The following is a 10,561-nucleotide window of genomic DNA, read 5'->3' on the forward strand; positions in this document are numbered from 1 at the left end:
TATTTTATAAAAAGAAAAGATAAATTTAAAGCCTTGATGGGCAAAAATGCTAGTAAAATTTAGCTTCAAGCTACTCATTTAAAGTGGCTTGCTTGGTATAAATTTAGATCAAATTTGCAATCTCAATGAGCCAGTTTGCCAGCTCTTTTGTCTTTGTATTTATCTGCTTTGCAAAACGCTGATGCACCTCATACGCCAAGGCGTGATCGTTTTTAGTTAAAAGATAAAAAGATGGCTTTTGTGCCAAGCAGCCGCGCCTATCTTATCGCTAAATGCAGCTGCATTAATAGACGTTTGAAGCGCTGCTAAAACGTGGCTTTACTAGCAAGACTCGCCATTTGCGTCTGGGCTAAGACCTTTCATCGGCGCATTTTGACGCTCAAGTGCCTCAGCAGCACACTCGCCGTTATCAGGCATGGTGGCCAAGAGATAGACAAGAGCAGCGACCTTCTCGTGAGTGCCTGCCTCAGTGATCGGCACACCGCCCCAAGAGTGCCCAACTAGTAGGCTCTTGCCCTGAACTTAATAGCCTAGTGTCTGCTGCAAGCGAAGTTAGTGGATTTTGCACAGCAACAGCGTTAATGCCAGCTTCTTGCAAGTGGCGGATCAACTCAGCGTAGCAAGAGCCATTGACAAATGTGCCATGAACTAAAACGATATTTTTAATCATCTTTTTTAAATTTGTTTGGTTTTGACCTTTTGTGGGCGATGTGTAAGCAAAAGTAGGCAAAATGGCACTTGCTGCAAACAAAGCAGTCGCAGCAAGAAAGTGCTACATGATAAAATTTTAGGCAAAAATCCCTTTAAAAGGATTGTCAATGATACAAAAACAAGCGATCTTAATAAATTTTCATAATTAGCTTGTCTGCAAAACTAGCCACGTCTTGCTAAAGTCACGCGCCGCTAGGTCGTCCTTTTTTATCCATAGATAAACTCTACCCTCTCCGTCCCAGTCCATGTCACTCTGCTCATCGCTATCTATCTGCAAAAGCAGCTGCCACTGAGCGGCATTTTTCTCAAACTCCGCGATATTTTGGTGATGATAAGCGCTACCATCGCCGCAGTCAAGGCCATTTGCCACGAGCTCACACTCTAGCTCCATGCCGTCTTGGATGTTGTCAGAGTGACCAAGTAGCTTGTTTTCTTTGGCCTGCCAGCTTGGCTCGATGACTTCGTGATATGCCTCCCACTCCTCCTCACTAAATTTACCAAATGGCACGAGCGAGCTTTGCAAACTTGGCAAATTTAGCTCGTTTTTAAAGCTAAGAGAGCGTGCGCCAAATGTGAAATTTCCGCCATCCATGTTTTGGCGAGCAAGCTGGTCTTGAGCTGCCTCGGCAAAGATCACGGCAAAGCCCTTTTTATCAGCAGGGTCGTAGCCCCAAATCCGTAAATTTATATCATAAAAAAGATAGAGCATGCCACTTTTTGGTAGTAACCCATCGGTGTCAAATTTACCAACTTCAGCAAAATTTATCTGCGCCACAAAGCTAAGCGCGCCGTTTTCATTTGACGGCCAAGGCACGCTAGCTGGCAGATCTGGCTGCCCGCCAAATTTAGACGCTCCAATGGCGATATCACCGTCATCTTTAGCCTGCGCATCTATTTTTATAGCATTTCTAGCCATTGGCTTTAAAAACTCAAAAAGCCCCTCCAGACCGCGCTCTTTGCAGCCTTTATAAATTTCATTTAGATCCATATTTTCCCTTTCTAGCAAGCATCAATGTAGATATGATACTTTTTGCAGTGCAGGCAGCGAAACAAATACCCAGCAAAGTCGCCGCCCGCTACGAGCACCTCACGCGCCATTTTGACGTCATACTCGTCTCTTTTTGCGTAGTCATCAAAGACCTCATCTGCGATGCCAAGCCCTAAAAGCTCCTTCGTGCCCACATCGCCCAAAAATGCGCAATAATCATCACAGCACACCACCCAGTGCTCGCCCTGCCAGCTCTCATAACCAGGTGTTCTTCTAAAAAGCTCCTCTTCTTTTTTGGCGTCATCAGTGGCGAGTTGGTCGGCGTCTTGCACAAAGGTAGCGTCAAATTTCTTAGCAGCTGTGCCATTTGCGATGCAAGCTGGGCAAAGATAGGTGACGTCTTGCTCGCTGTATATGCCATTATCATAGTAAATTTCTGTCTTTTCGTCGCAGCACTCACAAGTGACACTCATATCATCTTTAAATGCACCAGTTTTTAAAGGCTCTGGGTGATAGCGAAATTTTGGCAAGGTGGCAGCCTTTGCCTTTTGGGCTAAAATTTGCTCTTTGCTCTTTGGCCTTGGCACCGCCCATTTGTCGCCCTCATCCATAAACTGCGCAAGATAGCCAAGCGTTTTTAGCTGCTTTTTGTCGTTTCTATCGTGTATCTTTAAAAGTAGCTCATAAGCGCTCTTTTGCATAGACAAAAGCTGATAAATATCTACCAAAACTTTCTTTGCTTGCGCATCCTCGCTTGCTTCAAGCTCTTCTTTAAACTGATACAAAGCCTCCACGCTTGTAGCATTGCCATTATTTTTGTAGTAATCTTTTGAAAGCTTTATATATTTTTCTTGAAATTTATCCATAAATAGCCTTTATGAAATTTGCTAAGAATTTTAGCCTTAAACACTTAAAAGTTGCATAGATGAATTATTAAAATTTAGAAGATTGCGATAAAAATATAAAATTATTTCATTTTTTAAAATTAAAAAAGCGTATTAAATTTAATGCAAAGGAGAGCCACAAGTAAATTTACTTAAATTTTAACTCACTTGTGACTATAAATTTTACTCCTCGTAAGCTCCGATAGAGAGAATTTTATCTATTCTTTTTGCGACAAGTTCGTTTATATCAAGCTTCTCAAGCTCAGCTAGCTCTGAGATGAAGTAGTTTGCAAGTGCTTTTGCAGCACCGTCTTTATCTCTATGAGCTCCATTTATCGGCTCGTTTATCACGTCATCTATAAGCGATAAATTTTTTAAGTCATCAGCCGTTATCTTCATAGATTTTGTAGCTTGCTCTTGCTTAGCTGGGTCATTCCAAAGTATCGCAGCACAACCCTCTGGTGAAATAACTGAAAAGACAGAGTTTTTCATCATGGCAAGTCTATCAGCCACGCCAATAGCTAAAGCACCACCGCTTCCGCCTTCGCCGATAACGACAGCTATTATTGGAGTTTTTAAATTTGCAAATTCAAATAAATTTCTAGCTATGGCCTCGCTTTGACCTCGCTCTTCAGCACCAACGCCAGGATACGCACCTGGAGTGTCTATCAAAAATAAGATAGGTAGGTTAAATTTCTCAGCCAATTTTGCTACGCGTAAAGCCTTTCGGTAACCCTCCGGATGAGGCATACCAAAATTTCTTTTTAGTTTATTTTTAGTACCGCGACCTTTTTGCTCGCCTATAACGACAGTCTTTTTGCCTCCGATATAGCCGATGTAGCAAACTATTGCTGGGTCGTCGCGAAATGCCCTGTCGCCATGAATCTCATAGCCATCAACTAAAAATGAATTTATATAATCAATAGCGTATGGCCTATCTGGGTGACGAGCAAGTTGTAAACGTTGATATTCGTTTAAATTTTTATATACTTTTGATATCTCTTTAGATAGGTTCTTATTTAAAATTTCAACAGCATGTTCATCGCCTCTGATCTTAGCATTTGCTATATCTTCATCAATTTGCTTTATGCTCTTTTCAAAATCTAAATAATTTGACATCTTAATCCAACTTTTTAAATATCACGACGCCGTTTGTTCCACCAAAGCCAAATGAGTTGCTCATAACAGCTTTTATATCAGCTTTTCTGGCTTTATTTGGAACGTAGTCTAGATCACAATCTGGATCTGGCGTTTCGTAGTTTATTGTTGGAGGGATGATGCCATCTCTCATTGCCATTATAGATATGACAGCTTCGATCGCACCAGCACCGCCTAAACAGTGTCCGGTCTGACCTTTAGTTGAACTAACTGGTGGGCACTTATCGCCAAAAACAGCCTTTAACGCAGCTGTCTCATTTTTATCATTTACTGGCGTTGAAGTACCATGTGCATTGACATAGTCTATCTTTACGCCTTTTGCCATATCAAGTGCTTGTTTCATCGCGCTTAATGGACCTTCAAGTGTTGGTGATGTGATGTGGTGTGCATCTCCGCTCTCACCAAATCCAACTACTTCAGCGTAAATTTTAGCACCTCTTGCAACAGCCGACTCATACTCTTCAAGCACAAGTGCGCCAGCGCCCTCACCCATTACAAAGCCATCGCGGTTTGCATCAAATGGTCTTGAAGCTTTGCTTGGCTCATCGTTTCTAGTTGAGAGTGCTTTCATCGCTGCAAAACCACCTATGCCAACGCCGCATATAGTTGATTCAGCACCGATAACTAGCATATTTGTTGCTTGACCGATCATTATGCATTTTGCTGCTTGTGATATCGCATGAGTGCTTGCTGCACAAGCTGTTACGCTTGATAAATTTGGACCTTTTAGTCCGTGATTTATCGAAACTATGCCACCTAGCATATTTACAAGTGCAGATGGGATGAAAAATGGCGAAATTCTCTTTACGCCTTTTTCAAAATATGTGATTGAGTTTTTCTCAATATTTGGCAAACCGCCTATGCCAGCAGCTGAGCTAACACCAAATTTATGAGCATCAAACTCCTTAAAATTCGCATCAGCCATAGCTTCGTTAGATGCTTTTATGCCAAGCTGTATGAAACGATCTACTTTTTTCACCTCTTTGCCGTCTAAAATGCTATTTGGATCAAAATCAGTTATCTCGGCAGCAATTTTAACAGGGAATTCGCTTACATCAAAGCTCGTGATCTCTTTCACACCTGTTTTACCCTCGCAAATAGCCTTAAAAGAGCTCTCTTTATCAAGACCAAGTGCGTTTATCATGCCAATACCAGTTACAACGACTCGTTTCAATACATCTCCTTAAATCAAACTATGCAAATTTAAATTATTTACCTAGTTTTTCTATATAATTTACAACGTCTTGAATGCTTACTAATTTCTCTGCTTCGCTATCAGGAATTTCTACTTCAAATTTCTCTTCTAAAGCCATAACTAGCTCTACAACGTCAAGTGAATCAGCGCCTAAATCTTCGATGATTTTAGACTCTAGTTTTACTGCTTGTGGATCTACGCTTAGTTGCTCTACAACTACGTCTCTTACGTCTTCAAATACTGCCATTTAAGGTCTCCTTATAAAAAATGTCTGTTATCTTATAATATTTACGCTTTTATTTATTTTAAATTTCAAAACTTGTTGAAATTTCATTACATATAAAGTCCGCCGTTTATTTTTAGCGTCTCGCCAGTCACGTAGCTAGCGTGATCACTTAGTAAAAATGCAACCGCCTCAGCCACCTCGCTAGCGCTACCAAAGCGTTTTAGCGGGATATTATCGCTATAAGTTTTTTTCACCTCATCACTTAGTCCATGCGTCATATCAGTCTCGATAAAGCCCGGAGTTACGCTATTAAAGCGGATATTTCTGCTCGCACCCTCTTTTGCAAAGCTCTTGCTCATGGCGATTAGTCCGCCCTTGCTGGCTGAATAATTCACCTGTCCAGCATTTCCCATCTCACCAACGATAGATGCGACGTTTACGACCGCTCCAAAGCGCTTTTTACTCATCACTTTTAAAGCCTCTCTACATCCTATAAAAGCTGAAGTTAAATTTGCATTTATCACATCTGTAAATTCGCTAGTTTTCATGCGAAGCGCTAGCTTGTCATTTGTTATGCCAGCGTTATTTACGAGGTAGCTTAGCTCGCCGTCGCTATCAACTATCAAATTTATACCTTTTATAAACTCATCTTCGTCTGTTGCGTCAAATTTTATCACTGCAGCCTTGCCGCCATTTTGCTCGATTTCAGCTTGCAAAGCGTCTGCTATCTCAGGCTTTGAGCGGTAGTTTATCCACACTTTTAAGCCCATATTTGCAAGCGTTTTTGCGATTTGTGCGCCGATACCTCTGCTTGCACCTGTTATTAGCACGTTTTTTCCACTAAATTTCATAGATTCTCCTTATAAATTTTGCTTATATTATCAAATTTAAAATAACGCCTCGTCCATCTCAGCTGGAATTTCAAGCCCCATGAGCTTTAAAACACTAGGCGCGATGTTGTTTAGGCCGCCATTTTTTAGCTCTTTAACCCCATCAGCCATCACAAAGCAAAAGACGTCATAAGTTGTGTGATTTGTCAGTAGCTCGCCGCTGCTATCACGCATCTCTTCGCAGTTTCCGTGATCGCTCGTGATGATCATCGCGTAGTTTTTCTCTTTTGCTTTAGCATAAATTTCTCCAAGAGCCATATCAACCGCCTCAACCGCCTTTATAGCAGCCTCGTAGTTGCCAGTGTGTCCCACCATATCGCCATTTGCGAAATTTACCACGATAAAGTCTTGCTCATCATCCATGCCCTTTAGCACGGCTTTGCAAACCTCAGCAGCGCTCATCTCTGGCTTTTCGTCGTAGGTTTTGACCTTTGGACTGGGGATTAGCACCCTAGTTTCATTGCTGGCTAGCTCTTCGACGCCACCATTAAAGAAAAATGTTACGTGGGCGTATTTTTCAGTCTCAGCCGTGTGAAGCTGCCTTAGTCCAGCAGCTGCTATGACCTCGCTTAGGGTGTTTTTTATCTTTTCATTTTTAAAGAGCACTTCAAATTTAAAATTTGCGTCGTATTCGGTCATGGTGATTAAATTTTTAATAGCAAAAGGGCGCTCAAACTCGCTAAATTTCTCCTCGCCCAAAGCCTGGCAAATCTCTCTTACCCTATCATTTCTAAAATTTATTACAATGACGCCGTCATCTTCGCCCATGCCACTAAAGCCATTAAAGCTTGCTGGCTTTACAAACTCATCTGTCACGCCCTCATCGTAGCTTTTTTGTAGATACTCACTTGGCGTTAAGCTGCTTAGATTTGCTCCCTCTACCAAGCTATCATAGGCCTCTTTTACGCGCTCCCAGCGTTTATCTCTATCCATCGCGTAAAATCTCCCGCAAACGGTCGCTACCTTAAATTTAGCCTCCAAGCTTTTGATGAAATTTAAACCGCTATTTGGGCTAACGTCGCGTCCGTCGGTGATAGCGTGGGCAAAAACTTCGCAGCCATTTTTGCTAGCAAGCTCGCACATGCCATCAAAATGCTCCATATGAGAGTGCACGCCGCCGTCGCTATATAGCCCTATGACGTGGATCTTTTTGCACTTTTTAAAAAGCTCTTTTAAAGCTTCATTTTCTGCTATTGAGCCGTCATCAAAACTGCGTGAAATTTTTACCAAATTTTGATACAAAACTCGACCGCTTCCTATGCACATGTGCCCTACTTCGCTATTTCCCATCTGCCCCTCAGGTAGCCCCACAGCGTTTCCAGAAGTTTTTATGAGTGAGTTTGGAATTTCTTTAAAAAATTTATCGTAGTTTGGCTTTTTGGCCGCCTCAAATGCATTAAATTTGCCATTTTTGTTTGATCCAATGCCATCAGTTATTATAAGTATAGTTTTTTGAGCCATTTTTAAATTTTATCCTTAAATTTAGATAATTTTTAAGGCCATTATACTAAAATTGCTTTTTTTTAAAATAAAGGCCCCTATGTTTTACTATATCTACGAAATTTTAAATTTTAATATCTTTCAGTATATCACCGTTCGCGCTGGCATCGCGTTTTTCATAGCATTTATCTTGACAGCTTATCTGATGCCTAAATTTATCGCCTGGGCAAAGGCAAAAAACGCCGCCCAGCCTATCTACGAGCTCGCGCCACAAACTCACCAAAAAAAGGCCAAAACGCCAACAATGGGCGGACTTGTCTTTGTCTTTACTGCAGTCATCGCCACGATCATATGCGCTAGGCTTGATAACGCTTTCGTGCTAGCCTCGCTCTTTTGTCTAGTTTGTTTTACTTTGCTTGGCTATAAGGATGACTACAGCAAAATTTTAGGCGCTAAAAACCACGCCGGCCTAAGCCCAAAGGCAAAGCTCTTTTTTCAGTTTCTCATCGCCTTTTTACTCGCAGCCTTTTTATACATCAGCAAAGAGCTAAACACTGAGTTTTACCTGCCATTTTACAAGCAGCCGATCTTTGATATGAAAATTTTTGCCATTTTCTTTTGGACGCTTGTCATCGTCGCAGCCTCAAATGCGGTAAATTTAACAGACGGACTTGACGGGTTAGCCGCGGTGCCATCGATATTTTCACTTCTAACTCTTGGCGTTTTTGCCTACATCTGCGGTCACGCCGTCTTTAGCTCGTACCTGCTTTTACCAAAGATCGCAGGCGTTGGCGAGAGCGTCGTCGTAGCCTCTGCGCTCATTGGCTCGCTCATGGGCTTTTTGTGGTTTAACTGCCATCCGGCCGAGGTCTTTATGGGTGATAGCGGCAGCCTAAGCGTTGGCGCATATATCGGTTTTATGGGCGTTGCGACCAAAAACGAAATTTTGCTCATCATCATCGGCCTCATCTTTGTCGTTGAGACACTAAGCGTCATCTTGCAGGTGGGTAGTTTTAAAATTTTTAAACGCAGAATTTTCCTAATGGCGCCTATACATCACCATTTTGAGATAAAAGGTTGGGCGGAAAATAAGATCATCGTGCGCTTTTGGATCATCGCGCTTTTAGCAAATTTGATCGCACTAACGGCGCTAAAGATCAGGTAGATCATGCGAGCGCAGATAGAGCCTGACTTTGAGAGTGCTAGAAAAAAGTATGATGAAATTTTGGAGCAAATTTTAGCCTACACCGACTATTGCGACGAATTTGGCGATGAGGACGGCGAAGAGTACCGCAAAGTAGAAGAGCGTCTAGCCAAGATCAGTGGCAAGGATATGAGTAAATTTAGCCTGCATGAGTGGTGGGAGGCTGAGGGCGCTGAAAATCTCGCCTTTGACATCGCTTTGCCAGAGCCAAAGCTGATGCCTGATATAACAAAAGACGAGCTTAGCGTGATCGTGGATCGTATGTTGGCGCCTGTGCCTAAATTTGATGATGATTTTTTAGAGGCATTTTATATAAGAGTGAAATTTGCTTGCAGGGGTGCTTATTTTGCAGAGTTTTTGAAGCTAAATTTTGCTGATACGTTTAGATTTGAGCTCTTTGAGCGCCGCGAGATAGAGGGCGTGATGCGTGAGCTAAGTGCAAATGAGATAGTAGAAATTTTATGGGGCAAAAGAGGATAAAAGCATGAGAAAATCACTATTTGGCTATGGTGGCACGACGAAAGCTATCGCTAAAAACTTCGTAAATGATGGCTTTTGGGACATCTATGATGATAAATTTAGCGAAATTTCAAAAGATGAGTTTGGCAACGCACTTTTGCCAGTTGGCGAATTTGACCCCGCAAAAAGCGGCCTAGAGATACCAAGCCCAGGCATCCCACCTCACCACGAGCTTATAAAAAAAGCTAGAAATTTAGTTAGCGAATATGACTATTTTTATGAAATTTACAAGGCGCATTTGCCATTTAACGTCTGGATAAGCGGCACAAACGGCAAGACGACGACTACAAAGATGATGCAGCACCTGCTAGAGAGCAAGGGCTCAGTGATGGGTGGCAATGTCGGCATCGCGCTAGCAAATTTAGACCCGCACGCTAAAATTTGGATACTTGAGACTAGCTCATTTACGCTTCACTACACAAAGCACGCCACACCAGGAATTTACGTGCTTTTGCCGATCACGCCAGACCACCTAAGCTGGCATGGCGACATGAGCGAGTACGAAAAGGCAAAGCTTAAGCCACTTGCTAGCATGAGTGAAACGAGCGTAGCGATCGTGCCTGAAATTTACGCTAAAACGCCTACAAAGGCCAAAGTGATCGCCTATAAAGATGAGAGCGATCTTTCTCGTTTTTGCGGTATAAATTTGAAGGATATAGCCTTTAAAACGCCATTTTTGCTTGATGCACTGCTGGCACTTGCGGTTGAGAAAATTTTATTTGACCGCTGTGATGTAGGGCTTTTAAACACATTTGTCATCGAGGCAAACAAGCTTGAAGAGCTCACCGACAAGATGGGGCGAACCTGGGTAAATGACACAAAAGCGACCAACATAGATGCGAGCATCCAAGCCGTAAAACGCTACAAAGATCACTTCATGCACCTGATCCTAGGCGGCGACGATAAGGGCGTTAGCATGGATGAGCTCTTTGAAAATTTAAAGGGTCTTAAGGTCAAAATTTATGCCATCGGCTCAAACAGCGACAAGCTTATGAATTTATCCAATAAATTTGGTATCCCTGCCCTAAAATGCGACTTTTTACAAAACGCTGTAAATGAGATAAGCAAAGAGCTTAAAAGTGGCGAGATAGCGCTTCTAAGCCCAGCAGCTGCGAGCCTTGACCAGTTTAAGAGCTACGCCGAGCGAGGAGATAAATTTAAAGAGTTTATAAGGGCTCTTTGAGTTTAAGCTATTTTTAGATCTTGGCGTTTTGTAAAAAGTCGCATTTTAGGGCAGGGATACCAAATTTATTGGATAAATTCATAAGCTTGTCGCTGTTTGAGCCGATGGCATAAATTTTGACCTTAAGACCCTTTAAATTTTCAAAGAGCTCATCCATGCTAAC

General features: G+C 42.2%; 13 protein-coding genes. 3 read left to right on the plus strand and 10 right to left on the minus strand.

Features of this window, described 5'->3' with window-relative positions; all coding sequences use genetic code 11:
• Positions 1 to 103: 103 nt before the first annotated feature.
• The 10 genes from F3G86_RS10530 to gpmI form a co-directional block, all read right to left on the minus strand.
• Positions 104 to 247, minus strand: a complete 144-nt coding sequence (locus F3G86_RS10530) for a hypothetical protein (protein WP_181000857.1) — start codon at positions 245 to 247, stop codon at positions 104 to 106.
• 74 nt (positions 248 to 321) lie between these two features.
• Positions 322 to 480, minus strand: coding sequence for a hypothetical protein (locus F3G86_RS10535; protein WP_188116451.1), 159 nt, complete (start codon positions 478 to 480; stop codon positions 322 to 324).
• Positions 467 to 730 carry a hypothetical protein gene (locus F3G86_RS09520; RefSeq protein WP_149723723.1) on the minus strand — a complete coding sequence of 88 codons (264 nt, stop codon included), beginning with the start codon at positions 728 to 730 and terminating at the stop codon, positions 467 to 469. Before F3G86_RS09520 ends, F3G86_RS10535 begins: the two co-directional genes overlap by 14 nt.
• Before the next feature lie 126 nt (positions 731 to 856).
• Positions 857 to 1,699, minus strand: coding sequence for a YwqG family protein (locus F3G86_RS09525; protein WP_149723724.1), 843 nt, complete (start codon positions 1,697 to 1,699; stop codon positions 857 to 859).
• An 11-nt stretch (positions 1,700 to 1,710) separates the two neighbouring features.
• Entirely contained in the window at positions 1,711 to 2,565 is an 855-nt protein-coding gene (locus F3G86_RS09530; protein ID WP_149723725.1) for a CbrC family protein, read from the minus strand.
• 201 nt (positions 2,566 to 2,766) lie between these two features.
• The gene (gene accA / locus F3G86_RS09535) at positions 2,767 to 3,702 is read right to left on the minus strand and encodes an acetyl-CoA carboxylase carboxyl transferase subunit alpha (RefSeq protein ID WP_087582860.1); all 936 of its coding nucleotides are present in this window, start codon (positions 3,700 to 3,702) and stop codon (positions 2,767 to 2,769) included.
• A 1-nt stretch (position 3,703) separates the two neighbouring features.
• Positions 3,704 to 4,915 (minus strand): beta-ketoacyl-ACP synthase II, encoded by a 1,212-nt coding sequence (locus F3G86_RS09540; RefSeq protein ID WP_021085320.1) that lies wholly within the window; start codon positions 4,913 to 4,915, stop codon positions 3,704 to 3,706.
• Between the two features lie 34 nt (positions 4,916 to 4,949).
• Positions 4,950 to 5,183, minus strand: a complete 234-nt coding sequence (gene acpP / locus F3G86_RS09545) for an acyl carrier protein (RefSeq protein WP_002941395.1) — start codon at positions 5,181 to 5,183, stop codon at positions 4,950 to 4,952.
• A gap of 86 nt (positions 5,184 to 5,269) precedes the next feature.
• Positions 5,270 to 6,013, minus strand: coding sequence for a 3-oxoacyl-ACP reductase FabG (gene fabG, locus F3G86_RS09550; RefSeq protein ID WP_021083753.1), 744 nt, complete (start codon positions 6,011 to 6,013; stop codon positions 5,270 to 5,272).
• Positions 6,014 to 6,049: 36 nt separating this feature from the next.
• Positions 6,050 to 7,513, minus strand: a complete 1,464-nt coding sequence (gene gpmI / locus F3G86_RS09555; RefSeq protein ID WP_149723726.1) for a 2,3-bisphosphoglycerate-independent phosphoglycerate mutase — start codon at positions 7,511 to 7,513, stop codon at positions 6,050 to 6,052.
• A 79-nt stretch (positions 7,514 to 7,592) separates the two neighbouring features.
• On the opposite strand from gpmI, the gene mraY reads away from it, so the two are divergent.
• The 3 genes from mraY to murD are packed head-to-tail and all read left to right on the plus strand — an operon-like array spanning position 7,593 to position 10,398.
• A complete protein-coding gene (mraY, locus tag F3G86_RS09560) occupies positions 7,593 to 8,657 on the plus strand; it encodes a phospho-N-acetylmuramoyl-pentapeptide-transferase (protein WP_021086091.1) in 1,065 nt (354 codons plus the stop codon).
• Positions 8,658 to 8,660: 3 nt separating this feature from the next.
• The gene (locus tag F3G86_RS09565) at positions 8,661 to 9,176 is read left to right on the plus strand and encodes a hypothetical protein (protein WP_149723727.1); all 516 of its coding nucleotides are present in this window, start codon (positions 8,661 to 8,663) and stop codon (positions 9,174 to 9,176) included.
• Positions 9,177 to 9,180: 4 nt separating this feature from the next.
• Positions 9,181 to 10,398 (plus strand): UDP-N-acetylmuramoyl-L-alanine--D-glutamate ligase, encoded by a 1,218-nt coding sequence (gene murD / locus F3G86_RS09570; protein ID WP_149723728.1) that lies wholly within the window; start codon positions 9,181 to 9,183, stop codon positions 10,396 to 10,398.
• Positions 10,399 to 10,561: the final 163 nt, after the last annotated feature.

Source organism: Campylobacter concisus, assembly GCF_902460595.1.
In the GTDB taxonomy this organism is placed as follows: Bacteria; Campylobacterota; Campylobacteria; order Campylobacterales; family Campylobacteraceae; genus Campylobacter_A; species Campylobacter_A concisus_BL.